Here is a 24,572-nt window from a genome sequence, read left to right as displayed (position 1 = left end):
TGTCTCTGCGGCTACGCCCGCCCGTATGGCGGCCGATTTACGCCCTTGCTTGCTCGATCTGCCCGATGAGCCAATCGCACCAGGCATCCATGCCCTCGCCCTTGCGCGCGCTCACGGCAAACCGCGGCGCCTGCGGATTGAGGTCATCGAGTGTCTTAGTATACCTATCCATGTCAAAATCGAAAGCCGGAGCCACGTCGACCTTGTTGAGCAGCTGCGCGCCGGCGTGTTGGAAGATGCCCGGGTACTTGATGGGCTTGTCGTCGCCCTCGGGCACCGAGAGAATCATGATGGACAGGTTCTCGCCCAGGTCAAAGTCGACCGGGCAGACCAGGTTGCCCACATTTTCGATAAAGATGACGTCGATGTTTTCCAGACCCACGGCCTGGTCAAACGCGTCGACGGCCTCCATGATCATGTTGCCCTCGAGGTGGCACAGGCCGCCCGTGTTGATCTGAATGGCGGACATGCCGGCTTCCTTCATGGTGATGGCGTCGACATCCGAGGCGATATCGCCCTCGATGACGGCACAGCGCAGGCCGGCCTTGTCACGCAGGCGCTCGTTGGTGCCCAGGATCGTGGTGGTCTTGCCCGAACCGGGGCTCGACAAGACGTTGATCACGTAGGTGTTTGTCTCATTAAATCGCTGACGCAGCTGATCTGCCAGGCGCTCGTTGCGCGACAGGATCGGCGACGCGATATCAATCGTTTTCTCGGCCATACTCGGCGCTCCTTACTTCTACCATTTATACCCCGTCCCCAGGTTGCTGGCGGGCTAATCGTCGGGGGTCTCGATCTCGATACTTGCGATGTCGAGTTCGCGGCCGTGCAGCAGACGCACGTTGGCGCCGCCACATTGGGGACAGCGGCAATGGAAGCGATCGTGCTCAAAGACCTCGCCGCAGTCCAGACACTCGCTTTGTGGATGGACCTCCTCCACGGCAAGCTCGCAGCCGCGCGTGAGCGGGTCCTCGTCGCGAAATGTCTCCCACGCAAAGTCGAGTGCTTCGCGCACGACCTCGGTCATATCCCCGATACGCAGCGTTACCAAAACGGCGCGCGAGGCCCCCGCCCCACGCGCCGCGCGAATCACTGTATCGAGTATGCCGTTGACAATGCCAACCTCGTGCATACCGATTTACTCCTCGTCGTCCTCTTCGTCGTCCGAAAACAGGTCCAGACGGCTCACAAACAAGCCCTCCTTGCCCTCGCGCGCGGTAATGACCACGCGAGCGATGGCGAGCGAAATCTCGTAGAGCGAGAGCAGGGCGCCATACATGAGCCCCAGCGTAACGGGCGAGCCGTCGGGCGTAATCACAGCCGAGCCCACAAGCAGGCCAACGTATACATAACGCCAGGCACTGCGGAAGGCCGCGTAGGACACGATGTGGAAGACGGACAGGTAGAAGATGATGAGCGGCAGCTCAAACGCCACGCCAAAGCCAATCATAAAGAGCAGCTCCATGTTGACGTAGTTCTCCAGGTCGGGCAGCGCCGTGGCGACGGCCGAAGTTTCGCCAATGAGCCACTCAAAGCCCGCAGGGATGATGATGAAGTAGCAAAAGATTGCGCCCAGGAAGAACAGCACCGTCGAGGCGAGCACCGTGGGCACAACCCACTTGCGCTCGTTGGGGCGCAGTGCCGGCAGGAAAAATGCCAGGATCTGCCAGATGATCATGGGCGTGCACATGACCACGGCCATCTTGATGGCCAGCGAGAAGCGCAGGCCAAAACCGCCGAGCGTGGTGGTGATGTAGAACTTACCGTCCGGCACAAAGGAGCGGATGGGGTCTTCCAGGATGTCGAGCACCACGGGCGTGGCGAAATACAGCACGATGGCGGCGGCAAACACCGACACGACCACGATGGTCAGGCGGCGACGGAGCTCTCCCAAGTGATCGAAGAGCGGCATACGAGCAGGTCCGATAGGCATTACTCATCGCCTCCCTTCGGGGCATCGGCGGCAGCGGCGTCGTCCTCGGCCTCGAGCTCGCGAGCGAGCTGGTCGACGACGGCCTTGCGCTTGCGGGGACGACGGGCGTAGAGGTCAGCCGTCGTGGGCTCTGCCGGCTCGGGCTCGGGCTCCGGCTCTGCAGTGGAAGCGGACTCGGCGGCGGCATCGGCGGACCCGGCGTCGGCGCCCTCGGTCGCAGGCTCCTCAACAGCGCTTTCGCCCTCAGCAGCACCCTCGCTTGCGGCCTTCTCGGCAGCAAGACGGGCGCGACGCTCGGCAAAGGTCTCCTTCTTGGCGGGCGCTGCCGTCTCGGCGGCATCCTCGTCCGCATCGGAATCGTCGTCGGTCGCAGCAGTCTTCTTGGGCTTGACCGGGGCCGACGCGGCCTCGCTCACCGGATCGATAATCTCGGACTGAACAACGGCCGTCATCTTTTCCTGCGTCTCGCGGAACTGACGGATGGCACGGCCGATCGTGCGGCCCATCTGCGGGAGCTTATCCGGGCCAAACAGCAAAAAGCCGAAGACCACGATGATCGCGAGCTCACCCTCTCCAATACCAAACACACATACCTCCAAGGCTCGATGTGAGTCGAGCCCGCACCGCGCCATTCGGCCGGAACTCGTCTATTCATTCGATCAAGTATAGCGCCCGGACGCCAAAACGTCCGAGCGCATCACAAACATATGCCAAACGGCACGCCCTTTTGGGGGCAAAGATTATGCAGCGGTGATCGAAATCTCCTGGTCGACACCCAACAGCTGAACCACGCGCATCACCGGGGGCTGCACATTCGTGCAGCTAAAGCGCTTGCCGTGGTCAACCGCGTGGTGCGCGGCGCCCACGAGCACGCCAATGCCCGTCGAATCGATGTAGCTCACCTGGGCAAAATCGAGCTCAACGGCCTCGGTGGGCTGCTCGAGCGCCAGGTCGATGGCATTGCGCAGGCTATCGGCGTTAGAGATATCGATCTCGCCGGTTACCTTAATGGTGTAGAGCTCTGGCGTGGGGTTGGTGGAAATACCCAAATCCATGTATACGCTCCTTTACGTATCGAAAGTGCGGATAGTACGGGAAGCCGGGCGTTAGGCGCGCTCGGAACGCGCAAGCTCGGCAGCGACGAGCTTGACGGCCAGCACCAGCACATCGAGCGCGGCCTCCAGGTCCTCGACCGTGGGATAGCTCGGCGCGATGCGGATGTTGGTGTCGCGCGGGTCCTTGCCATAGGGCCAGGTGGCACCGGCCGGCGTGAGCTTGACGCCCAGGTCGGCGCAAAGCGCGGCGACCTTTTGGGCCGAGCCCTCGGGACCATCGAAGCTTACAAAGTAGCCGCCGCGGGGGTGCGTCCAGGTGGCGCAGCCCGTGTCGCCCAAGCCCTCGGTGAGCTTGCGCTCGACGGCCTCAAAGCGCGGACGCAGGAACTCGGCATGCTTTTTCATGTGCTCCTTAACCGCCTCGATGGTGGGAAGGAAGCGCACGTGACGCAGCTGGTTGAGCTTGTCGGCGCTGATGAGGCCGGCCTTCAGGCGCTTGGAGAACTCGGCGATAACCGCGGGGCTCGCACCGATAAAGCCGATGCCGGCGCCCGGGAAGGTGATCTTGGACGTCGAGGCAAAGGCCACCACACGGTCCTCGGTGCCCGCCGCGCGAGCGAGGTCAAAGATGTTGGCAAGTTCGTCGGTCTCGTCGTACAGGTCATGCACGCAGTAGGCGTTGTCCCAGAAGATGCGGAAATCGGGCGCGGCCGTGGGCATCTCGACTAGGCGGCGCACGATGTCCTCGCTAAAGGTGATGCCCGTGGGGTTGGAATACTTGGGCACGCACCAGATACCCTTGATGGAGTCGTCGGCAGCAACCAGGCGCTCGACCTCGTCCATGTCGGGGCCGTTGTCGGTCATCGCAACGGGGACATTCTCGATACCCAGATCGGCGGTGATGCCAAAGTGGCGATCGTAGCCGGGAACGGGGCACAGGAACTTGACCTTCTTGCCGTCGTGCGCGGCCTCGTAGGCGTCCCAGGGCTCGCTGCCGCACGAGCCACAGCGCCAGAACATGCCGGCGATGTCGTGCTCAATCAGCAAACTCGACGAGCCCAGCACGAGCGTCTGCTCGGCAGGGCAACCCAGGAACTCCCCCGCCAGCTTGCGTGCCGAGGGAATGCCCTCAAAGCAGCCGTAGTTGGAGCAGTCGACGTTGCCGTCGTGCAGATCGGCATCGGCATTGAGGATATCGAGCATGGGGCGCGAGATGTCCACCTGGGCGGGCGATGGCTTGCCGCGGGCCATATCGAGCGCCAGGCCCTTGGCCTTGACCTCGGAGACCTCGGCTTTGAGCGCCTCGATGGCGGCATCGAGTTCGGTGGTTTCCATCTTCTGGTAGATCGTCTGCATGGGATGCGACCTTTCGCGAAGCGGTACGTTGCAGTTCGTCTAAGTATAGACCGCCACCGTCGCAACGTTATGAAGCCGTGATAGATTAAGTCCATCGCAATGAATTACGAATCGCCGCGCATGCCGGCGTGGGGCGCCCAAGGAGGCACTATGGAGTACGGATCGTTCCAGGCCGAGGAATTCGGCGACCTGCAGCGCCTGGTCGACGGATTGTTTTACGACCGCCACGCCATCGACCGCCTGGATCTGATCGTACAGGCCGAAATCTTGGACCTGGCGCCCGATCTCATGGAGATCGTCAACCTGCTACCGCCCGGCTATTACGACCGCCAGTCACTTTGCGACCAGCTCAACTCCGCCTTGGCCGCCCACGGCTGGGGCGCCGTCTACGGCACCGTGGAATAAACCTCGAGGCCGACGATTTGGCCCGTTTCCCGACCCTGGCGAGGCTTGTTTTAGGGCTTGTGGCCAAAAAAGGGCAAATATGAGTACTGTTACCTTTTTAGTAGCAGCGATTAAGCCCCCAAATCGGCGTTTTTTCGCCTGGATTTTCTTTCCGAGTAGTAGCTATCGCCAAATTGGAGTCAAGCGATTACTCGTTAACATACAGATAGCATGATTGTGTTCATTATTTTCCGCACCTAAAATGAAACGCCGTTTGTGACAGTACTCACAAACGGCGTTTTTTGACCACTGGCGTGTCTGGCAGGCGGCAAGCACCACCCGAATCCGCATTTTGAACGCGCCCGAATCGGTTCTGGAGCCGGTTTTCGCGCTCTTACTCGTCCTTGGGCGCGGGGTGCTTGCAGATCACACTCATGTAGATCATGCCAAGTACGGCCGCGGTAACAGAGCCGGCGAGAATAGCGGCCTTGGCAGCCAGGACCTCGAACTGGGCCGTCGGGAAAGCGAGGCCGCTGATGAGGATCGACATCGTAAAGCCGATGCCGCCCAGAATGCCCACACCGGCAATCATGTGCCAGTTGACGTTGCGCGGCAACTGGCAAGCCTTGAGCTTGACCAGGGTAAATGTCATGCCAAAAATACCAATCGGCTTGCCCAGCAGCATGCCAAAGTACACGCCGAGCGTCACCGGGTCGGTGAGCAGTGTGCTCATGTCCACGCCCACCAGGCGAACCTGTGCGTTCACGAACGCAAAGATCGGCAGAATCACAAAGTTGACCGGCGTGGAGATCAGACGCTCCATGCGGATAAGCGGCGGGGTTACGCGGTGCATGACGCGCTCGACCTTGGTGGTCGAGACGGTAAAGTCATGCTGGCCCAGGATGTGTGCCTCGTCGTCGTAGCGGTCATCGAGCAGCGGCAGGCACTCGCCCAACCAATCGGTGAGGCTATCGAGCTTGACGCCGCACTTAGCCGGGATGGTAAAGGCCAAGATAACGCCAGCAAGCGTGGCGTGCACGCCGCTCTTGAACATACAGAACCACAACAGCAGACCCAGTACCGAATACGGGGCAAGGCGGTAATGCTGCGTCTTGTTGAGCCACACGAGCGCGCAGGTCACAAGCGCGGCGGCGCCCAACCAAAACGGATTGGGGCTCTGACCGTAGAAGATGGCGATGGCGGCGATGGAGATGAGGTCGTCGGCGATGGCGAGCGTCGAGAAGAACACGCGCACGCCGTTGGGAACGCGATTGCCCAAAAGCGATAGCACGCCCAGCGCAAAGGCAATATCGGTTGCCATGGGGATGGCCCAACCGTTGCGGGCGCCGGCATGGTTGAAGATCAGGTAGATACAGGCGGGAACGACGACGCCGCCCACGGCCGCCAGCATGGGAAGCATGGCCTGACGCGGATTCTTGAGCTCGCCGACCGTCATCTCGTACTTAAGCTCAATGCCCACCAACAAAAAGAAAATCGCCATGAGGAAGTCGTTGACGAAAAGCTCAACGGTGAGACCGGCCGTAAGGTTTCCCAGACCCACATACAGCGGGGTCTCCAAAAAGTGATGGACGGCCTCGTAGGCATCGGTATTGGCGCAAATGACGGCGGCGATGGCGGCGAAGACCATGACGGCGGCGGAAATCGTGCCGTTCTCGGTGATGCGTTCCCAAATGTCGTGACGTTCAAAGCGCTTGCGCTCACGAACGTTGAACAGCTGCTCAGTTGCTGCCATGGGCGGCTCCTTTCACGGGAAAGCTCCCGTCTTAAAAAAGCACGGCCCGCCCAAGTGGCGGCGCCGCGCTCTAACGTATTACGCTTGCATCTAGCCTACCCTGCACGACAAGCACGCAGGCGTGGCCGAAAAGCGGAACCACAGGTTGAACATTATTTGCTCAACGGCACGGGCACGCCTGTCCAAGAGACGACGCGGCGCCGTGCACAAAAAACGACCGGAGCGCGGGGCGTCCGCGATCCGGTCGTGGCATTTGGTCAAAAGAACCTAGCAGGCGGCCATGATGGGGGCAGCGACCTGCTTCTTACGGGAGAGGACGCCCGGCATCCAGACGCCGTCGTGCTCGTCGGCAATGCCCAGGCCCTTCTGAGCGGCCTCGGTCTCGCCCTCGAGCAGGACCTGCGAGCCCTCCTCCATAATGTCGGTGATGCACAGAACAATGCCGTCGGCACCCTTCTCGGCGGCGTAGGCGCGCATGGCCTCGCGAATCTCGTCAATCATGCCAAGCGCACGGCTCTTGTCGACGGTCTCGTACTGGCCGATGAGCAGCTTCTTGCCGGCGGGCTCGAACATCTTGATGTCGTTGCCGACCATCTCGGCTGCGGTGAAGGAGCCGGACGGACGGGTGAGGAAGACCTCCATGCCAAACTTGACCGGGTCGACGCCCACCTGCTCGCCGAGCTTGGCGGCGACGGCGCGGTCGACATCGGTGGTGGTGGGGCTCTTGAGCATAAGCGTGTCGGTCATCATGGCCGAGAGCAGCAGCTTGGCCTGGACGTCGGAAAGCTCAACGCCGAGCACGCCGGCGAGCTTGGTGACGATGGTGCAGCTGGAGCCCCAGGGCAGGCAGATGTAGTGCAGCGGGCCGGCGGTCTCGAAGTCACCGATGCGGTGATGGTCGACAACGCCAAAGACCGTGGCGTCCTTAAGGCCGGCGACGGACTGGGCGGACTCGTTGTGGTCGGTGAGGACGACGAGCTGACCGGCCTCGACGGACTCGATCACGCGAGGCTCGGCGATGCCGGCGTCGGCGAGCAGCTTGGCGGACTCTGCCGGAAGCTGACCAAGGGCGCAGGCCTCGTAGGTGTTGCCGGCATACTCAACCTGGTTGAGCAGCTGGGACAGGACGACGGCGCTCATGATGGCGTCGTTATCGGGGTTCTGGTGACCAAAGACAAGAACGTTTGCCATGGATATCCTCCACTTGATATGTGTACTTGGACGTAGCTATGGTAGCACGCTGGCGCTGAACCTTATGAGACGCAAGGGCCGCGGCGCAATTTGGGGCGAGCCTGGGGGCGAAGTCTGCCCCCTTGTACCACCGCCCTCCTGCACCGACTATTTACCGGCGGCGCGCAGGGCTACGTAGGCGGCACCGATGATGCCGGCGTCGTTTCCGAGCGAAGCGACCTTAATGGGCGTCTCGCGCGAGGCAGAGAGCGCGTAGCGCTGGAAGTACTCGCGAGCCTTGTCGAGGTAGACATCGGCCGAGGCGGAGGCGCCGCCACCGATCAGGAACATCTCGGGGTCGACCACGTTGGCGATAAGTGCCAGAGCACGACCGAGATAGTCGGCCATGGTGTCGGCCGCGGCCAGCGCGAGCTTGTCGCCCTCGCGGCAGGCCTGGAACACGTCCTTGGAATCGGAGGGGCCGGTGAGCTCGATGGGGTCGACGCCCGCCTTCTTGCACTCGGCCAGGTAATTGCTCACCACGCCGGTGGCACTGGAATACTGCTCTAGGTGGCCATGGCCGCCACAGCCGCAGGTGCGCTCCTCGGCCGGGTTCAGGCACATGTGGCCAATCTCGCCGCCGGCGCCCACAACGCCCGATACCACGTCGCCGTTAACGATAACGCCGCCGCCCACGCCGGTACCGATGGTGACCATCACCACGTTCTGCACGCCCTTGGCAGAACCGAGCCAGGCCTCGCCCATGGCAGCGGCGTTGGCATCGTTCTCATACTTAACGACCGCATCGGGGCAGTGCTTCTGAATGGCGACCCTCAGCTCGGGCAGGTTAATGGCAATGTTGGCCTTGACCTTGGCATCGCCCGACACCGGGATGGGACACGGAACGGCCAGGCCAATGCCCGCCACAAAGGCACGCGGAATCTGTGCCTTGGCGACCACCTGGTCGATAGCCTCGGTCACCGCGGCAAAGCCCGCGGCGTCAACGATAGGAGGCGTGGGCACGCTGGCCTTGGCAAGCAGGTTGCCGTCCTCGTCGAACAGGCCCTCCTTAACCGAAGTGCCGCCGACGTCGATGCCGATGTAGTACTGCTTAGGTTCCATGGGAGCCCACCTTTCTCGTTTAAACATTGCCTGTATGGTACCGCTCTCAAGGCAAAAACCTACCAAAAAGGGACAGGTTTGTTTTGGCAGGTTTTATCTGGGGTAACGCAATTGGCTGCCCAACAGGCCGCGCAAGACCATCCCCAAAAATAAAGGCGCCGGGAGGCGGAGGCTCCCGGCGCCCGTCAAAGGGACTATGTTGTCTGTTGGACCGCACGGTCCGTCGCGGCGATAACGCCGACTAGGCCTGAAGTGCCTGCAGCTGCTTGTGAACCTCGATGAGCTCCGTCGCCATGACGCGCATGGTCTCGGTGCCGGCCATCTGGTCCTCGGCATGCAGCAAAATCAACGGGGCCTCGCCGTTATGTTCGCCGTTGGCCTCCTTCTTCAGAAGCCCCATGTGAACATCGTGGCCACCGTTATAGGCCTCGTCGCCCTGCTTGATAAGCTCCTCGGCGGCGTCAAAATCGCCCTCCTTGGCCTTTTGCACGGCATTGATGTACATGCTCTTGGCGGTACCGACGTAGCTGATGATCTCAAAGCAGGTCATCTGCAGTTCGTTCATATCCTCCATGCAGAGCACCTAGCCCATCACGCTGACGCAGTGGTCGATGATGCCGGCAGCGTTCATGCGGCCGTAGTCGACCATGTTGATAACCTCGACCGGGAAGCGGCCGGCGGCCTCCTTCTCAAAATCGCCCTTGGTGTAGCCGATCTGCGGACCAAGCAGCAACATGTCGCACTCGTCCAGGTGATCGTGGGCCTCGTTCATGGGACGAGCCTCGACCTCAATATCCAGACCACGGTTTGCAACCTCGGCCTGCATCTTCTGGACCAGCAGGCTCGTGGACATACCGGCATTGCAGCAGAGCATGATCTTCTTCATGGTTTCCTCCTTATAACTGCGCGGCGCGCAGACGACAACTGGTTTTATTCCTTGCGGCTATTGTGCCCACCCCCCTGCATCTTTACACAAGGGAGAGAGCTGCGGGCACCGGCACCGCGTACCGGCGCCCGCAAAGGTGAAAGGGACGAACGTTAGGCGTTCTACTCGGCGAGAGCCTCCTGCTTGGCGATTGCCTTCTCGGAAATCTTCATAAAGGGCAGGTAGACGGCCATGCCAATGACAATCTCGATAGCCTGCCACACGCCGGCGCGCCAGTCAAAGCCCGTAGCGAGCAGGGCATTGATGACGGGAGGCATGGTCCAGGGCACCTGGGCGATGCAGGGGCTGATGATGCCTGCGCAGGTAAGGCCATAGGTGATGCCGATGAACAGATCGGGAAGAAGAACGAACGGGATCATGAGCGGCAGGTTGTACACGATGGGGTAACCGTAGATAACCGGCTCGTTGATGTTGAACAGACCAGGCAGGATAGCCATCTTGGAAACGGTCTCGGAAGCCTTGTTCTTGGAGAACAGGAGCGTGTCGAGCAGGAGCATGAGGGTGCAGCCCGAGCCGCCGATGAGGGCGAAGCTGTTAACGATCTGCATGTTCATGTAGTGATCGGGCTGGATGGTGCCACCGGCGGCAAAGGTAGCCATGTTGTCGACGATGAGCATGGTCAGGATCGGCTCGACGGTAGCGCCAGAGATGGTGGACTGGTGAATACCGACGCAGAACAGCAGGTTAGCAAGGGTGTAGATGAGGATAACAGCCCACGGACCAGCGTTCATGATGCTCTTGAGCGGGTTGGAGATGCACGTGGAGATGATGGTGCACAGATCGGTGCCGGCGCCCACGGCGAGCAGGGCTGCGGCAAGAGCGAAGACCGCGAGGTTAAGCAGCATCGGAATCATGACGTTGAAGGAGTTGGAGACCGCGGGAGGCACGCCCTCGCCCAGCTTAACCTTGAGCTTCTCGACGCCAGAAATCTTGATGAAGAGCGAGACGGAAAGCAGGGCGATGATAATAGCCGAGAACAGACCGTTGGTGCCGGTGTTGGCAGTCGAAAGGGCGCCCGTGACCTCGGCGGAGGTGATCTTGTCGGTGAGCAGTGGGCTCGTGGCGGCAAGCGAGGCGGTGATCTGCTGCGGCATCATGATGACGAAGGCAGAGATGGCGACGACCACGCAAGCGAGCGGGTTATCGAAGCGCTTGTTCTTAGCGAGGCTGTAGCCAATCAATCCGGCCAAGATAATGGCAGAGACGTTGAGGGTGCCCAGCGTAATCGCCGAACCCCACGTCTGAAGGTTGGCAAGGCCCGCCGCATCGAGCGGGAACAGAGGGAACACGACGTTGTTAATAAGAACCGCGATACCCGCAAGGATATAGAGCGGCGTGATGGTCGCGAAGGCGTCACGCAGGGAACGCAGGTGAACCTGGTTTCCCACCTTCGCAGAGACCTCGGCAAACTTGTCGAGGAAGCTCTTTCCGTTGTCACTGGCCATGATTGCTCCTAACTTTCAAATCCGGCCTTTTCCTATGCGCACGGTGGTCTGTCGCCCTCTGCCACCAGATGTGCCATGTGTTGCGCGCGGCGGCGCGCGGTCTGGACGTTCGTCCGGTCGCTAATCAACCACGTGGGTCGTGGCGACCTGTTTGAGCCAGGCCGCCGACTTCTTAAGACGGCGCTTATAGCCATCCATCAGATCGACCTCGACAAAGCCATAGCGATTCTTAAAGGCATTGGCCCAAGACCAGTTATCGATGACGGCCCAGTAGTGATAGCCCCGGCACTTGGCGCCCTCGTCGATGGCCTTGGCCACCCACTCCAGGTGCTGACGTACAAAGTCGACGCGGTAGTCATCCTGGATGGTTCCTTCGGCGTCACGGTTCTTGTATTCGTCCATGATGCCGATGCCGTTCTCGGAAACGAACCACTCAAGATCGGGGTAGTTCTTAGCGCAGTCCATGCCAAAGTCGTAGAGGCCCTGCGGGTAGATCTCCCAGCCGCGGCTCTCGTTCATAACGGCGTCGGGCCATACGTACTCGTCGGCAAAGTGCGGCAGGCCGTACTGGTCGACCTTGCTCGCCGGCGCCTGAACACGCGTGGGGTGGTAGTAGTTGCAGCCGAGCCAGTCGACAACACCCTGCTTGAGGATCTCTTGGTCGCCGGCGCGGAACGGGAGCTTAACGCCGCCCTCGGCCAGGCTGTCGAGCACGTCGGCAGGAAGCTCGCCCTTGGTGATGAGGTCGAGCCACCAGCGGTTGTTGATGCCGCTGGTCATGCGCACGGCCTCGAGGTCCGCCTCGCTGGGGTTCTCCTTGGTGTAGACCGGGGTAAAGCAGTTGATCATGCCGATCTTGGCATCGGCGCGAATAGCGCCCTCGTCATAGGCGCGACGATAGTTGGCCACGGCCAGCGCGTGCGCCAGCGAGATGTGATACTGCACGGTGCGGGCGCGGTTGAAGTCGTGGAGCTGCGGGAACCACACGCCCTCCTGATAGCGCTGCTCGGGCTCGACGATGGGCTCGTTAAAGGTGAACCAGTACTTAATCTCCTGGCCAAACTCGTGGAAGGCGACGTCGGCGTAATGTGCGTAAGCCTCGACAACCTCACGGCTCTCCCAGCCGCCACGGTTAAAGAGGTAGGTGGGCATGTCAAAGTGGTACAAGTTGACAAACGGCTCCAAGCCGGCTTCGCGAGAGGCGCGGAACAACTCGTGATACCACGCGGCACCTTCCTCGTTGAGGTTGCCGTCGGCATCGAGCAGACGGCTCCACTGGATGGAAGTGCGATAGGTATCCAGACCCAAGTCCTTCAAAATGCGAAGGTCTTCCTGGTACTTGGCCATAAAGTCATTGCCGGCGTAAGAGCCAACGCGGTTGTAGAACGAACCCAGATCCTGGATGGACCAGGTGTCCCACAGGTTCTCGAGCTTGCCGCCCTGGTTCCACTGACCCTCAGTCTGCGGGCCGGACATAGCAGCGCCAAAGAAGAAGTCGTTGGGCAGCTGATACCGTGCCATCAAAGTCCTCGCTTTCGTGTTCTAGAGCTTCCGGTTGGAGACGGGTTTGCTTTGGCAGGTTATCCAGCGCGGGCGCGCACCGGCCATACCGATATCCAACCCGCCAAAACAAAACCGTCCCCAAACGGTCGATCCTGTTGTGCGGAAGGATTCCGTTCGTTGCTTAAACTATAGCGCTCTAATTTTAAAAGTAAAGCGTCTTTTTCTTTTTTCTTTCTCGAACTTCTTAGATAAAAGTAATATGGATGCCCTGTTGAGGGTTATACTTACTTTTTGTATTCATATATGTCGGAAAGGAGGTTCCTTGATTCCCAAATACGAGGCAATAGCTGCAGATATTCGTCGAAGTATCGAGGATGGTGCTCTTAAACCGGGCGACAAGCTTCCCACCGTCGTTGAGTTCTGCGAGCTCTATAGCGTTTCCAAAATCACCGTCAAACGAGCTATCGAGCAAATCACCGAGGAAGGTCTTATTACCAGCCGTCGTGGATCGGGTACCTACGTTAAGGACACGGCGGGACTTCCCGGCCAGGCGTTTTTCCAGGGCAAAAACGACCGTGCCCAGGGTTTTTCGTATGAGCACCGCGGGGAGAAGGTGACCTCGGTGGTCTACGATTTCTCGATTGTTAATCCACCAGCGGACATCGCAGCCCAGCTGGGAATTGCCGAGGATGACTTTGCCTATCACATCGTGCGCGTGCGTCAGGCCGATGAGAAGCCCATCGTTATCGAGTACACCTACATGCCCCTCGAGCTGATTCCAGGCCTTAAAAAGAAGGACCTGTACGGATCGGTCTACCATTTCATCCGCGAGCAATGCGGGCTGAAAATTTCGAGCTTCCACCGTACCATTCGCGCCGTGGCAGCAACCGAGGAAGAAGCCAATCGCCTGGACACCAAACCTGGCTCTCCCCTGCTCGAGCTCACCCAGATTGGCTTTTTGGACAGCGGCGCCGCCTTTGAGTATTCGGTCTCGCGCAACGTTGGCGACCGCTTTGAGTTGCACAACGTAACGTTGGCATAGGTTTTTGTAGTCATCCGGGCGCTCGCTTTGAGCTGTTTTGTGCAGCGCCCGCACAACACAATGGGGGTATAAACATGTCCGATTTGATTAAGCTGACGCCGATCTTTCACGAGAAGATCTGGGGCGGCCGCCAGCTCGAAACCGTATTTGGTTACGACATTCCCGATGGTCCCATCGGTGAGTGCTGGGCCATCTCGGCCCACCCCAACGGCGACTGCCAGATCGCTGAGGGCCCGTACGCCGGCCACACGCTGTCGTGGCTGTGGGCCGAGCACCGCGAGCTCTTTGGCAACTGTGAAGGCAAGGAGTTCCCGCTGCTCATCAAGATTCTGGACGCCAAGGACGACCTTTCGATCCAGATTCACCCCAACGACGAGTACGCCGCCAAGCACGAGAACGGCAGCTTGGGCAAAACCGAGTGCTGGTATGTGCTGGACTGCGAGCCCGGTGCCACGATCATTGTCGGCCAGCGCGCCAAGGACCGCGTCGAGGCCGCACAGATGATCGAGGAAGGCCGTTGGGACGACATGCTCAACGTGCTGCCGATCCACAAGGGCGACTTTTTCCAGATTGATTCCGGTACCGTGCATGCCATCAAGACCGGCACGCTCATTTTGGAGACGCAGCAGTCGAGCGACGTGACGTATCGTCTGTACGACTACGACCGCCCCGGCACCGACGGCAAGCTGCGCCCACTGCACATTGAGCAGAGCCTCGATTGCATCAACTTTGATGCTCAGGCTCCGACCGACGGCACGGTAACCGCACCCGAGGTCGATGGCGTGACCGAGCTCGAGTCTAACTCCTGCTACACCGTCGATCGCGTGCGTGTCGACGGCAGCAAGACCCTCGACCAGCGCTGGCCCTTCATGTGTCTGTCGGTCATCGACGGCGAAGGCACCGTCTGCGGCGACCCCGTCCACAAGGGAAGCCACCTGCTGGCCCCGAGCACCGTCAGCTCCATCGACCTCGAAGGCAAGATGGAACTGATCATCAGCCACCTGTAGGTCGCACCAACAACCCAAACGCAACAAGGGGCTCTCCCGTCCATGTGCGGGAGAGCCCCTTGCCATATCTATTTATCAGCCCACCCGGCTCTCCAGATCAAAAAGCGAACGAGCAGAGCGACGTTCGCAAGCACCGTTACCCAAGGACCTGGGCGGGCGTATAGGGCAACATCGATCGCGAGTTCCGCACGCAAAGGAGAGCACTTAATGTGCTCTCCGTCTTGCGCAGGACTGCCCGAGCAGGCGATGTTGCCCTATACGCCCGCCCAGGTCCGCCAGGATCACGACAGCTTGACGATCGGAGCAAAGCCCTTCATTAGCTTTTTGGTCTGGCCGGTCTTTTCGAATTGAACCTCGATCATGTCTCCAGCGACCGAGATCACGGTACCCGTGCCAAAGGTCTTGTGGCTCACGGTATCGCCTGCGGCAAAGTCCTGCGACGCGCTGGCACGATCGACCTTGCGCTCCACCGTCGGAGACACCTTGGACGACGGCTTTTTTGCTCGCGGCGCACCCGAACCAAAGGTCGAGGCAACACGGCCGGCATCGGGCGAGACCCCACGATGGCGCTCGGTCCCGCGGCTGCTACCGCCAAAGAAATCGTCAAAGCTCGATCCGCCGCGCGAACCGGAACCGCCGGTCGAGCGCGTATGCGAACCAAACACCTTGCCGCCATACATATCCGAGCCCATGCCCGAGCCAAAGGTGCCGCGACGGTCGCCGCGCTTCTCCCAGCCCGTTCCCTCAAAACCGGCAGAACCGATACCGCTAAACTCGATATCCTCAAACGGAATCTCGTTGAGGAAGCGCGAGCGCGGGTTGGCAGAGGTCGAGCCGTAGGTGCGACGCGTGGCCGCATAGGTCAAGAACAGGCGCTTACGGGCGCGCGTGATGGCGACGTAGGCCAGGCGACGCTCCTCCTCGAGCTTACCCGGGTCATCGCTGCCGCCAAAGTCGTGCACGTGCGGGAAGATACCCTCCTCCATGCCGGCCACGAACACCGCCGGGAACTCCAGGCCCTTGGCGGAGTGGATGGTCATCATTGTGATGGCATGCGTCTCGCCGGCCAGGGAATCCAAGTCGGAGCGCAGGGCCAGCCACTCCATGAGTGCCGGCAGCGCCTTACAGGTGAGCGGACCGTAGGTGCGCTCGATCTCGTCGGCATGCACGGCACCCGCCGGTATCTCCGTCGGCGCGGCATACGCGTTGCCCGCGATGGCGGCGGCCAGGGCATCCTGCGGCGAGAGCGCCGGGGCGGCCAGGCTATCGAGCGGATTGGCGCCCGCGGCGTCACGGGCGCCGACAAGCGCCTCAAACGAGGATGCCGGGGCGGACGGCCCCGGCTCGGGCGCGGGCGCACTCACCACGACGGACTCGGGCTCGGCAGGCACATCGGCAACACCGGCTGCGCGCAGCTCTTCCAAGCTCTCGAGCGTACCCTCGATGTCCTCGTGCGTCTCCTCAAATTCGGCAGCGACGCCCAGGAATTCCTGGATGTTCTCGGCGCGGCTCTCGGACTCCATGGTGCCCTCGGCGCGAAATGCCTGCAGCAAGCCCGTCTTATCGACAATCATCTCGACGACGTCCTTGAGCTCGCCGTCCATGCGGCGGCCCTCGCGCACCAGCGACACAAAGCTCGACAGGCCGTTGCGCACCTTGGCGCTAAACATGCCGGTTTCGGCGCACGCGATCTCGCAAGCCTGGAAGAACGAGCAACGGTTGTCGCGCGCCAGCTGCTCGATTTTTTGGATCGAGGTGGAGCCGATGCCGCGGCGAGGTGTGTTGATGACGCGCTTGACGCTCATCTCGTCGGCCGGGTTCACGATCATCTTAAGGTAGGCCATGACGTCACGAATCTCGGCACGGTCGAAGAATCGCGTGCCACCCACGATCTTGTAGGGCACGCCTGCGCGCAGGAACATATCTTCGAGAATACGCGACTGAGCGTTGGTGCGGTAGAACACGGCGATGTCATCGTAACTCGTGCCCTTGGAGTGCAGCTTCTCGATCTCGCCGGCAATCCAGCGGCCCTCGTCGCGCTCATCGCTTGCCTGGAAGGCCTGGATCTTCTCGCCATCGCCCTCGGCCGTAAACAGGCGCTTGTCCTTGCGCTGAGAGTTGTGGCGCACCACGGCGTTGGCGGCGCTCAGGATGTGGCCCGTAGAGCGGTAGTTCTGTTCGAGCTTGACCGTCTTGCAGTTTTTAAAGTCCTTCTCAAAGTCCAGAATGTTGGTGATGTCGGCGCCGCGCCAGCTATAAATGGACTGGTCATCGTCGCCTACGACCATGAGGTTTTGGTACTTGGCGGCCAGCAGGTTAGCGATTTCGTACTGGACGTGGTTGGTGTCCTGATACTCGTCGACGCTAATGTAGCGGAAGCGCTCCTGGTACTTGTCGAGCACCTCGGGGCGGGTGCGCAGCAGCTCGAGCGCGCGCACGAGCAGGTCGTCAAAGTCCATCGCATTGGCAGCGCGCAGGCGGCGCTCCAGCTCCAAGTAGACCTGTGCGGCCTTTTTATCGTTGGGGCTATCGGCGGACTTGAGCATGTCCTCGGGGCCGATCATGGCGTTTTTGGCCGAGCTGATCTTGCTGCGGATCATGTTGATGGGGAACTGCTTTTGCTCGATGCCGAGCGCCTGCATAATGTCACGCACCATGCGCTTTGAGTCATCATCATCGTAGATGGTGAACTGACCGGTATAGCCCAGCAAGTCGGCGTCCTCACGCAGCATGCGCACGCACATGGCATGGAAGGTGCACACCCACATGCCGCGGGTGCCGCTGGGAATGAGCGCCGCCAGACGCTCGCGCATCTCGGCCGCGGCCTTGTTGGTAAACGTGATGGCAAGAACCTGCCAAGGCTTAACACCCAGGTCGCCGAGCATATGTGCGATGCGGAAGGTCAAGACGCGGGTCTTGCCCGAGCCGGCGCCGGCGAGCACCAGCAACGGACCCTCGGTGGACAGGACCGCCTCGCGCTGGGCGGGATTAAGGCTGTCAATGTCGACGAGCGGCTTGGCGGGCTTGGGCGCCGGCGCGGGAGCGTCGTAGATGTCGAGCGGGACGAGCTCGGGCTCCGGCGCTGCAGGGGCGGTGTATGCATCGAGCGGCACGGGTTCCGGCGCGGGCGGCACGGGTACCGCGGCGTTCTTTTCCCAGGGCAGGGGCTGGGTCATGGGCGACTCCTCATCTGACGGACGGCGCGCCTGCGGGCAGCGCCATAGTTTGAGCCGTACCAGTATACCGAGCCGCGCGGACACCGACGCAAATCACACCACGACTCCGTGCGCCACTGTCAGGCCCGCCCCAGCGGATTTGGTGCAATGGGGTCAGGTTAGCCTGCACCATGTTGCTGCAAAGTAACCTGACCCCATTGCACCAATCGGGGAGCCACCAATGCCATGGCAACGGTAGCGGGCGGCGGCCAGAACGAACAAATTGGCATGAAAAGAGGGCGGCATAGACCTTTTGGCCATGTCGCCCTCTTTGAATGACAAGTTGTCGTTCTGGCCGCCGCGCAGCATCAACCAAGTTACAGGCCGAGCATAGGCTCCAGGACGAAGAAGTACGCGAGCACCACGATGCCCAGAATGATGCGGTAGACGCCGAAGCACTTGAAGTCATGACGGCGGACGAAACCCATAAGCCACTTGATGGCGATAAGCGAAACCACAAAGGCCACGATGCAGCCCACGCCCAGGATGGCGATCTCGTTGGTGCCGAAGGTGCCACCCTTAACGAAGTACTTGACCAGCTTGAGCGCACTTGCGCCAAACATAACGGGAATAGCCAGGAAGAACGTGAACTTAGACGCCACCGAGCGCGTGCAGCCCAGCAGCAGGCCGCCGATGATGGTAGAGCCGGAACGCGATGTGCCAGGAATCAGCGAGAGCACCTGGAAGCAACCAATACCCAGCGCGGTCTTCCAGCTCAGGTCCTCGAGCGTAGTGATGGAGCCAAAGTCCAGGTTATCGTCATCGTCTGCAGCGGCAGTCGCAGCGGGCGCGGCAAAATGCGCACCAGCGGGTCGTCCGCCCGCCACCACGGCACGCGCGCCAAACGAACCGGCAAGAGCGGCCTGGTCGCGCTTGTTCGCGCGCCAGTTTTCGATCACGATAAACAGCACGCCGTACACAATGAGCGCCAGCGCCACGACGGGAGCATTATAGAAATGCTCCTCCATCCAGTCGTTAAGCGGCAGACCGATCGCCGCGGCGGGAATGCAGCCGAGCACAATCTTGCCCCACAGCACCCAGGTGTCGCGACGGCCCTCCTTGCCCTTGCTGGGAGAAAACGGGTTGAGGTCGTAGAAGAACAGGACGCAGACGGCCAAAATGGCGCCAAGCTGAATCACGACCAGGAACATATTCCAGAACGTCTCGCTCACGTTCATCTTGACGAACTCGTCCACCAAGATCATGTGACCGGTCGACGAAACAGGCAGCCATTCGGTAATGCCCTCGACTAGGCCCATGAAGGCAGATTTTAGAAGCTCAATGATATCCAAAGGGACCCCCTCGTTAGACACCCACCGATAGTTGTTCTGCGGACGGTGCGGGCGATGTCCCATTATCAACCGTTGGCGGCGCGCCTGCGCCTACCCTTACCAAAAAACTCGCCCGTTCACAGAATTGCGAGCGGTCAAACCCAAATCCTTGGGTATAACTGCAACAAGATAAAGTGTCCGGCGGTCACGCATCCGCGCCCGCCCGACGCACGAGCCCCGCGCCCGTGCGATAGACCAAGGAGGAAACCATGAACGAGGGCTATACCAAGGTATTTGTTTCACTCGACGGTACCGAGCAGCAGGATTTTGTGCTCGCACGCGCCATCAAGGTCGCCGCGAACAACGGCGCCAAGCTGATTATCGGCCACGTCATCGATTCCACGGCACTCGAGAGCGCCGGTTCCTATCCGGTCGATCTGGTCAACGGCCTAGAGGAGGCATTTAAGAACTCCATCGCCAAGCAACTCGAAGAGGCCAAGGCCAATCCCGATATTCCCGAGGTCGAGGTTATGATTCGCGCCGGCCGTATTCGCGAGACGCTCAAGGACGAGATGCTCGACGTGGTCAAGCCCGACCTGGTGCTCTGCGGCGCTCGCGGCCTGTCCTCGATCAAGTATGCGCTCCTGGGTTCGATTTCGACGTTCCTGCTGCGCAATACCGACTGCGACATCTTGGTCGTGAAGTAGGTTCCTTCCCGCCGGCGCAAGGCCTGCGGGGTTATCACGCCGACGTCCTCGCCGCTTCGCGGCTGCGGGATGTCGGCCTTGATAACCCCTCCCGGCCTTGCGCCTTCGTCACCGTACTTCAGCGAGTTATCTGAATAGAGGAATGGCGTGCCGCCCCGTTTGGGGCGGCACGTTTTGTTTGGGGCGGCACGTTTTTGTTATAAGGCGATCCTGCTTAGACGAGCTTGCACTTCTGGAATGATCTTCTCGAACATTACCTCCGCCTCGGGAAAACCCTCTTCTTTGAGACCGCGCGCCGCGTCTCTTAGCGCGTCTGGAACCTCATTGCAGGTATCAGCAATCATTCCGGCGACAATTCCCCCGGGCAAACCCGCCCCAATCATTTGGCTCATCACCGACCCGCGCGTTACTTCGTCAATCTTGCGGCTCCCACCAAACGAGACGCCCATCTCACGAACGAGACTGGGGTAAACCGTTGTGCACAGCACGTCATAGAGCGGCGCCAACCTCACCTGCTTCCAACTTTCGTCCCATACGAGCGACCAGTTCTTTAGATGGTTATCACAGTTACCTACGGCATAGTCGAACAGCTGGTTATAGCCGACAAGGAACCTGTCCTCCATTTGATTCGTCGACGCCCTTCGCACCGCATCGACGATAAGCCCCAGGTAATTGACGCCCGTCGGCTCATATTTAAGCTCACGCGAGACGCCCTTGGCCTGACAAACATCTTCCTGATGCAAACGGTATGGAATTGGCAATCCGTCAACCGAGCGTCCGGCATCAGACGTTACTCGGTCAAATCGCTTCACGGCGATAATTGGCTCGGCATCCTCAACTCGGATAAGAAAACACTCTTCGGCCGATAGGTCCATCAGAGAGGCGGCTCTCACGCACATCGCTTCGCACACTGTCTCGCCCGGGAACGTTTTCGACCCCGCCTTGAGAATGTGCGTGGATGGAGCCGCTCCATGAGGCAGGTACCATCCACCACATGGGTCATCGCCCGTATGGTAGAGACCGATCTTCGCCTGAGCACCTGCAAGGGAGATTCGACTCTCTAGCGCTAAATCAAAAGCAACCTCCGCCGGTGCGTATGCCAGCCCGCTTAGCTGTTCCGCACCTATCTCTTCATAGTCCATTTCGAGGCTGTCGCCCGAAGGCTCTCGCGTCAGAACCAGGGCGCCGACGGGTTCATCGCGGACCAAATCGAGTACCTTGAAGTAATCTCCGCGTTCCGCTCGCGCCCTTTTCTCAAGGTCCCTGTTGAGCTGCCCCTCCGGAATGATGCCGGAGAAAAAGGAACCCGTTGCATCCGGACTAAATGTCTCGGCCGTCAACGGCAGCGAGATCGAAATCGGCGCCGCATCACCGCTCTCGAGATATTTGGGGCTATAGGTGAATATCGGAAACCCCGCATTTTCCTCCAATATGCCGACCAGCTGGTAAGACCCATTAAACTCACGGTGAACGAACAGCGTGCCATCCATTACTTCCCCCTCACCTTCAGAATAAAATCAATATCCACGATGGAGGCGTAATCGAAAATGACACCAATTTCGACCGTTGTCCGCCCCCGTTCGATATCACCAATCACACGAAGGCTGCGACCCGTCATAGTCGCGACGTCACGTTGAGTCAAGCCGAGCTCACGCCTTCTGAGCCTAAGGGCCTTCCCTATCTCAGAGGGATCGAAAACCGTGCGCTCCGAGAAAGCGGCTTCCGACGGTTTGAGCTTGACGCGCCCATCCAGCTTTTTAATCGTTGTCACCGTTCTCATAACGCCTCCAGCTATATTCCTGCCCGTGAACATAGTATAAAACTGTAGCACTATGTTCATGTACGGGAATATAGTGTTGACTACATTAGCAATGTTCCCGTTCGGGAATATAGCTGCCGAAAAGCCTGATTTCTTCTTAAATGGGAAGATCCTGAACGTCTACGCTATACGGGCTGACTACTCAAAGTATTGGAACTTGTTGGTTGAGAAGGCAAACGTGACAACAAAGCCTTCGCCGGAATCGGATGCCGCGGTGACGTCGATGCCCATCTTGGAGCACAGGCGTGCCACCAGATAGAGGCCGATGCCCGTTGCGCGCTTGGTGGTGCGGCCGTTGTCGCCGGTAAAGCCCTTCTCGAACACGCGTGGCAGGTCTGCCGCACTCACGCCGCAGCCGTTATCGGCAACAGTGAGCTCAATGCGCTCACTCGCCAGACTCTCGTCCAGCAACGCGCCCGAAAACACGATCTTCGCGCCGTCCTCGCACGCGTATTTAATGCTGTTCTGGATGAGCTGCCCCAAGATAAACTCGAGCCACTTCTCGTCGGTAAAGACCTCAAAGTCGAGGTTCTCGCACACCGGGGCCACGTGCGCCGCGATGAGCTCGCGCGCGTTGGCTTTAATCGCGCCCGTCACCAAGGTCTTGAGATCCCAGCGGCGAATCAGGTAGTCCCGCTCCACGACTTCCGAGCGCGCGTAGTACAGTGCCTGGTCGATATAGCGCTCCACGCGAGCCAGCTCACGGCCCAGGTCATCCACGCGCGACAGGTCGTCTTCGCTGCCGTCCAGGTTTTCCAAAATCAGGTGGGCCGCCGCCAGGGGCAGCTTGGCCTCGTGGACCCAGCTCTCGATATAGTCGCGATAGTCATCGGTCTGACGCCGGCCTTCGGCAACCTCGTCGCAAGCAGCTTTGCCCACGCGACGCAAGACCTCGTACTCGAGCTCGCCCTCGGCATAGGTCGGGCATTGCACCATCTCCTGCACCCATGCGGGACTCTCGAGCTCCTCGGCCGCACGCTCCAGCTGACGCAGAAAACGGCGACGGCGCGCGTACTCGACCACGATGCCGAGCATACCAAAGATAAAGGACACGCCGACCGCCACGACCACAATAGATGTCGAAGCACCGGCGACCGTCAGCACAAAGCAGCTCAGCAGCACGCCGCACGTCCACACGGCGACGGGAAGCAGCGCATCTTTAAAGAACTTGCCAAACGACATAGCCGGCCCCTAGACCGAATAGCCTTGGCCGCGATGCGTCGTCAAATACCCCTTGATGCCGATTTTTTCGAGCGTGGTACGCAGGCGGTTGATGTTGACGGTGAGCGTATTGTCGTCCACGAAGGCATCGGAGTCCCACAGGTCCTGCATGATGGCCGAGCGCGAGACGATCTTGCCCGCGCGGCTCAGAAGCAACGAGAGGATACGCAGCTCGTTTTTGGTGAGCTCGGTGCTGGTGCCCGTTTGCGTGTTGGTGACCATGGAGCGTGCGAGGTCGAGCTCCAGTCCCTTGTGGACGAGCGTGCTGCGCTCGCCCGCCGCCGCGGTGCGACGCAGTAGTGCGTTGATGCGCGCCACGAGCACACGGGCGCTGTAGGGCTTGGGAACAAAGTCGTCCGCGCCGAGCGTCATGGCCATGACCTCGTCAATCTCGGTCGTGCGCGACGTGAGGACGATGATGGGAACCTCGGATTCGCGGCGAACCTCATGGCAGATGTGCTGGCCGTCTTTGACAGGGAGTGTGAGGTCGAGCAGCACCAGGTCGGGAGCGGCGGCGAGAATATCGCGCGAGACGTGCTCGAACGATTCGCAGGCCTCGATTTCAAACCCGGCGCGGGCAAGAATGTCGACAAGCTCACGACGAATGGGCTCGTCGTCCTCAACGATATAGATCAGCGGCATGGGTTCCGCTCCCCTCTTGGTTGTCTTGCCACCATTATGGCTGCGAAACTGCAGGTGTGCACCGCGCGCGGTGCCAAGGTGACAGAACTGTTCGCGAGCGGGGGGCGTTTTGTCCGCCTCGCACTCGTAGCGGTGGCGGGGACCAAAATGATTCTTTAATCCCCGTCCCAGAAAATCATTTAGCGGCGGGCGCGGAGCTTTTCGTAGCCTTCGGCGAAGAAGGCAACCGTAGCGGCGTCGGCCTCGGTGGCGTCTGTCTCGGTCGCGGGGACCACGCCGTGCTCGTCGCTCACTAGGAACAGCGCGCCCTTAAGCTGCGCGGGAATGTCTACGCGCGTGACCGGGATGCCCTTGGTCTGGGCCAGCTGCTCGATGAGCGTCGCCATGCCGCACAGGCACTCGTCCGCCGGCGCCACAAAGGCAAGCTCGCCGTTGTTGACGGCGGCGAGCAGCTCGGGCGCCACGCCGGTTTCGTCGGCCTCGGAGCGGGCCTCAGCGGAGCGGGCGCGCAGCGCCTTGGCCGACGTATCGGCGAGCGGCTCGTACTCCCCCACCGTCATGGCGGCGTTGCCGTTGATGTCGATCACCAGCATGAGCACGCCGTCGCGCGCGGTGTAATCGCCCTCGGCAAGCGACCACTCAACGTGCTGCTTTGCCCAGCTGAGCATGTTATGGGTAAGCGGCTCGCCCTGCACCAGACGCTCGGACAGCGCGCGAATGTGACGGTTGAGCATGGGCACCTTTTTGTTGGACATGCGCCAACGGCAGACAAGCGCGGGCTTGTCGAGCGTAAACTTCTCGACCGCCTCCTGATTGGCGCAAAAGTCCTCGTACGCACGCTGATCCTCGGCATTGCCAAACAGCTCGGCATCATCAATCTGGGGCATGGTCATACCTTTCGTGTTAGTCATTCCGTCCTCTTATACCAAAAAGACGGCCCTCCAAACGGAGCGACCGTCTTTTGCAGAGATTATTTTGTCC

At 60.4% G+C, this 24,572-nt stretch carries 24 protein-coding genes; 4 read left to right on the top strand and 20 right to left on the bottom strand.

The genetic code is table 11. The features are described 5' to 3' along the window. Positions 1–37 precede the first annotated feature (37 nt). The 6 genes from hypB to OIL77_05995 all read right to left on the bottom strand — a co-directional run bounded on the left by hypB (position 38) and on the right by OIL77_05995 (position 4,344). Positions 38–721, bottom strand: a complete 684-nt coding sequence (gene hypB / locus OIL77_06020) for a hydrogenase nickel incorporation protein HypB (protein ID HJI44958.1) — start codon at positions 719–721, stop codon at positions 38–40. A 54-nt stretch (positions 722–775) separates the two neighbouring features. Continuing rightward, a complete protein-coding gene (gene hypA / locus OIL77_06015; GenBank protein HJI44957.1) occupies positions 776–1,132 on the bottom strand; it encodes a hydrogenase maturation nickel metallochaperone HypA in 357 nt (118 codons plus the stop codon). Positions 1,133–1,138: 6 nt separating this feature from the next. Next, positions 1,139–1,933, bottom strand: a complete 795-nt coding sequence (tatC, locus tag OIL77_06010; GenBank protein HJI44956.1) for a twin-arginine translocase subunit TatC — start codon at positions 1,931–1,933, stop codon at positions 1,139–1,141. Continuing rightward, the gene (locus OIL77_06005; protein HJI44955.1) at positions 1,933–2,520 is read right to left on the bottom strand and encodes a twin-arginine translocase TatA/TatE family subunit; all 588 of its coding nucleotides are present in this window, start codon (positions 2,518–2,520) and stop codon (positions 1,933–1,935) included. The genes tatC and OIL77_06005 overlap by 1 nt, the downstream gene beginning before the upstream one ends. Before the next feature lie 153 nt (positions 2,521–2,673). Beyond that, positions 2,674–2,988, bottom strand: coding sequence for an STAS domain-containing protein (locus OIL77_06000; protein ID HJI44954.1), 315 nt, complete (start codon positions 2,986–2,988; stop codon positions 2,674–2,676). Between the two features lie 51 nt (positions 2,989–3,039). Further along, entirely contained in the window at positions 3,040–4,344 is a 1,305-nt protein-coding gene (locus OIL77_05995; protein HJI44953.1) for an aminotransferase class I/II-fold pyridoxal phosphate-dependent enzyme, read from the bottom strand. Positions 4,345–4,494: 150 nt separating this feature from the next. On the opposite strand from OIL77_05995, the gene OIL77_05990 reads away from it, so the two are divergent. Continuing rightward, a complete protein-coding gene (locus OIL77_05990; protein ID HJI44952.1) occupies positions 4,495–4,749 on the top strand; it encodes a hypothetical protein in 255 nt (84 codons plus the stop codon). Positions 4,750–5,122: 373 nt separating this feature from the next. Here OIL77_05990 and nhaA read toward each other — a convergent pair whose 3' ends face one another. The 7 genes from nhaA to OIL77_05955 all read right to left on the bottom strand — a co-directional run bounded on the left by nhaA (position 5,123) and on the right by OIL77_05955 (position 12,685). Further along, positions 5,123–6,481 carry a Na+/H+ antiporter NhaA gene (gene nhaA / locus OIL77_05985; GenBank protein ID HJI44951.1) on the bottom strand — a complete coding sequence of 453 codons (1,359 nt, stop codon included), beginning with the start codon at positions 6,479–6,481 and terminating at the stop codon, positions 5,123–5,125. A 267-nt stretch (positions 6,482–6,748) separates the two neighbouring features. Then, the gene (locus OIL77_05980) at positions 6,749–7,672 is read right to left on the bottom strand and encodes a manganese-dependent inorganic pyrophosphatase (protein ID HJI44950.1); all 924 of its coding nucleotides are present in this window, start codon (positions 7,670–7,672) and stop codon (positions 6,749–6,751) included. Between the two features lie 147 nt (positions 7,673–7,819). Further along, on the bottom strand, positions 7,820–8,773 hold the full coding sequence (locus tag OIL77_05975) for an ROK family protein (GenBank protein HJI44949.1): 954 nt from the start codon (positions 8,771–8,773) through the stop codon (positions 7,820–7,822). Positions 8,774–9,014: 241 nt separating this feature from the next. Then, positions 9,015–9,347 (bottom strand): PTS lactose/cellobiose transporter subunit IIA, encoded by a 333-nt coding sequence (locus OIL77_05970; GenBank protein ID HJI44948.1) that lies wholly within the window; start codon positions 9,345–9,347, stop codon positions 9,015–9,017. Between the two features lie 9 nt (positions 9,348–9,356). Continuing rightward, complete coding sequence (locus OIL77_05965; GenBank protein HJI44947.1) at positions 9,357–9,659, bottom strand: PTS sugar transporter subunit IIB; 303 nt, start codon at positions 9,657–9,659, stop codon at positions 9,357–9,359. Between the two features lie 161 nt (positions 9,660–9,820). After that, positions 9,821–11,164, bottom strand: a complete 1,344-nt coding sequence (locus OIL77_05960; GenBank protein HJI44946.1) for a PTS transporter subunit EIIC — start codon at positions 11,162–11,164, stop codon at positions 9,821–9,823. 120 nt (positions 11,165–11,284) lie between these two features. Continuing rightward, positions 11,285–12,685, bottom strand: coding sequence for a glycoside hydrolase family 1 protein (locus OIL77_05955; protein ID HJI44945.1), 1,401 nt, complete (start codon positions 12,683–12,685; stop codon positions 11,285–11,287). 304 nt (positions 12,686–12,989) lie between these two features. Between OIL77_05955 and OIL77_05950 the strand changes: the two genes are divergently transcribed. Then, positions 12,990–13,709, top strand: a complete 720-nt coding sequence (locus OIL77_05950) for a GntR family transcriptional regulator (GenBank protein ID HJI44944.1) — start codon at positions 12,990–12,992, stop codon at positions 13,707–13,709. A gap of 74 nt (positions 13,710–13,783) precedes the next feature. After that, positions 13,784–14,716, top strand: a complete 933-nt coding sequence (locus OIL77_05945; protein HJI44943.1) for a class I mannose-6-phosphate isomerase — start codon at positions 13,784–13,786, stop codon at positions 14,714–14,716. 281 nt (positions 14,717–14,997) lie between these two features. On the opposite strand, the gene OIL77_05940 is transcribed toward OIL77_05945, so the two are convergent. Further along, positions 14,998–17,892, bottom strand: a complete 2,895-nt coding sequence (locus OIL77_05940) for a UvrD-helicase domain-containing protein (protein HJI44942.1) — start codon at positions 17,890–17,892, stop codon at positions 14,998–15,000. 356 nt (positions 17,893–18,248) lie between these two features. Further along, positions 18,249–19,223, bottom strand: a complete 975-nt coding sequence (locus tag OIL77_05935) for an undecaprenyl-diphosphate phosphatase (protein ID HJI44941.1) — start codon at positions 19,221–19,223, stop codon at positions 18,249–18,251. A 248-nt stretch (positions 19,224–19,471) separates the two neighbouring features. Between OIL77_05935 and OIL77_05930 the strand changes: the two genes are divergently transcribed. Next, a complete protein-coding gene (locus OIL77_05930) occupies positions 19,472–19,909 on the top strand; it encodes a universal stress protein (protein HJI44940.1) in 438 nt (145 codons plus the stop codon). 197 nt (positions 19,910–20,106) lie between these two features. On the opposite strand, the gene OIL77_05925 is transcribed toward OIL77_05930, so the two are convergent. From OIL77_05925 to OIL77_05905, 5 genes are all read right to left on the bottom strand, one after another. Beyond that, the gene (locus OIL77_05925; protein HJI44939.1) at positions 20,107–21,399 is read right to left on the bottom strand and encodes a HipA domain-containing protein; all 1,293 of its coding nucleotides are present in this window, start codon (positions 21,397–21,399) and stop codon (positions 20,107–20,109) included. Then, positions 21,399–21,680, bottom strand: coding sequence for a helix-turn-helix domain-containing protein (locus tag OIL77_05920; protein ID HJI44938.1), 282 nt, complete (start codon positions 21,678–21,680; stop codon positions 21,399–21,401). The genes OIL77_05925 and OIL77_05920 overlap by 1 nt, the downstream gene beginning before the upstream one ends. Positions 21,681–21,866: 186 nt before the next feature. Further along, positions 21,867–22,910, bottom strand: a complete 1,044-nt coding sequence (locus OIL77_05915) for a sensor histidine kinase (protein ID HJI44937.1) — start codon at positions 22,908–22,910, stop codon at positions 21,867–21,869. Positions 22,911–22,919: 9 nt separating this feature from the next. Beyond that, positions 22,920–23,591, bottom strand: a complete 672-nt coding sequence (locus OIL77_05910) for a response regulator transcription factor (protein HJI44936.1) — start codon at positions 23,589–23,591, stop codon at positions 22,920–22,922. A gap of 179 nt (positions 23,592–23,770) precedes the next feature. After that, positions 23,771–24,502 (bottom strand): hypothetical protein, encoded by a 732-nt coding sequence (locus OIL77_05905; protein ID HJI44935.1) that lies wholly within the window; start codon positions 24,500–24,502, stop codon positions 23,771–23,773. Between the last annotated feature and the right edge of the window lie 70 nt (positions 24,503–24,572).

The organism is Coriobacteriaceae bacterium (assembly GCA_025993015.1).
GTDB lineage: Bacteria > Actinomycetota > Coriobacteriia > Coriobacteriales > Coriobacteriaceae > Collinsella.
The sequence above is the reverse complement of the archived record's forward strand: the minus strand, read 5'-3'. Positions and strand labels throughout refer to the sequence as shown.

What these genes read in the sequence shown, in the direction of transcription:
- OIL77_05915 (HJI44937.1), bottom strand. Translation starts at nt 22,910, where the DNA reads ATGTCGTTTGGCAAGTTCTTTAAAGATGCGCTGCTTCCCGTCGCCGTG.
- OIL77_06000 (HJI44954.1), bottom strand. Translation starts at nt 2,988, where the DNA reads ATGGATTTGGGTATTTCCACCAACCCCACGCCAGAGCTCTACACCATT.
- OIL77_05940 (HJI44942.1), bottom strand. Translation starts at nt 17,892, where the DNA reads ATGACCCAGCCCCTGCCCTGGGAAAAGAACGCCGCGGTACCCGTGCCG.
- OIL77_05965 (HJI44947.1), bottom strand. Translation starts at nt 9,659, where the DNA reads ATGAAGAAGATCATGCTCTGCTGCAATGCCGGTATGTCCACGAGCCTG.
- OIL77_05955 (HJI44945.1), bottom strand. Translation starts at nt 12,685, where the DNA reads ATGGCACGGTATCAGCTGCCCAACGACTTCTTCTTTGGCGCTGCTATG.
- OIL77_05975 (HJI44949.1), bottom strand. Translation starts at nt 8,773, where the DNA reads ATGGAACCTAAGCAGTACTACATCGGCATCGACGTCGGCGGCACTTCG.
- OIL77_05910 (HJI44936.1), bottom strand. Translation starts at nt 23,591, where the DNA reads ATGCCGCTGATCTATATCGTTGAGGACGACGAGCCCATTCGTCGTGAG.
- OIL77_05970 (HJI44948.1), bottom strand. Translation starts at nt 9,347, where the DNA reads ATGGAGGATATGAACGAACTGCAGATGACCTGCTTTGAGATCATCAGC.
- hypB (HJI44958.1), bottom strand. Translation starts at nt 721, where the DNA reads ATGGCCGAGAAAACGATTGATATCGCGTCGCCGATCCTGTCGCGCAAC.
- OIL77_05960 (HJI44946.1), bottom strand. Translation starts at nt 11,164, where the DNA reads ATGGCCAGTGACAACGGAAAGAGCTTCCTCGACAAGTTTGCCGAGGTC.
- OIL77_05945 (HJI44943.1), top strand. Translation starts at nt 13,784, where the DNA reads ATGTCCGATTTGATTAAGCTGACGCCGATCTTTCACGAGAAGATCTGG.
- tatC (HJI44956.1), bottom strand. Translation starts at nt 1,933, where the DNA reads ATGCCTATCGGACCTGCTCGTATGCCGCTCTTCGATCACTTGGGAGAG.
- OIL77_05930 (HJI44940.1), top strand. Translation starts at nt 19,472, where the DNA reads ATGAACGAGGGCTATACCAAGGTATTTGTTTCACTCGACGGTACCGAG.
- hypA (HJI44957.1), bottom strand. Translation starts at nt 1,132, where the DNA reads ATGCACGAGGTTGGCATTGTCAACGGCATACTCGATACAGTGATTCGC.
- OIL77_05990 (HJI44952.1), top strand. Translation starts at nt 4,495, where the DNA reads ATGGAGTACGGATCGTTCCAGGCCGAGGAATTCGGCGACCTGCAGCGC.
- OIL77_05995 (HJI44953.1), bottom strand. Translation starts at nt 4,344, where the DNA reads ATGCAGACGATCTACCAGAAGATGGAAACCACCGAACTCGATGCCGCC.
- OIL77_05925 (HJI44939.1), bottom strand. Translation starts at nt 21,399, where the DNA reads ATGGATGGCACGCTGTTCGTTCACCGTGAGTTTAATGGGTCTTACCAG.
- OIL77_05905 (HJI44935.1), bottom strand. Translation starts at nt 24,502, where the DNA reads ATGACTAACACGAAAGGTATGACCATGCCCCAGATTGATGATGCCGAG.
- OIL77_05980 (HJI44950.1), bottom strand. Translation starts at nt 7,672, where the DNA reads ATGGCAAACGTTCTTGTCTTTGGTCACCAGAACCCCGATAACGACGCC.
- nhaA (HJI44951.1), bottom strand. Translation starts at nt 6,481, where the DNA reads ATGGCAGCAACTGAGCAGCTGTTCAACGTTCGTGAGCGCAAGCGCTTT.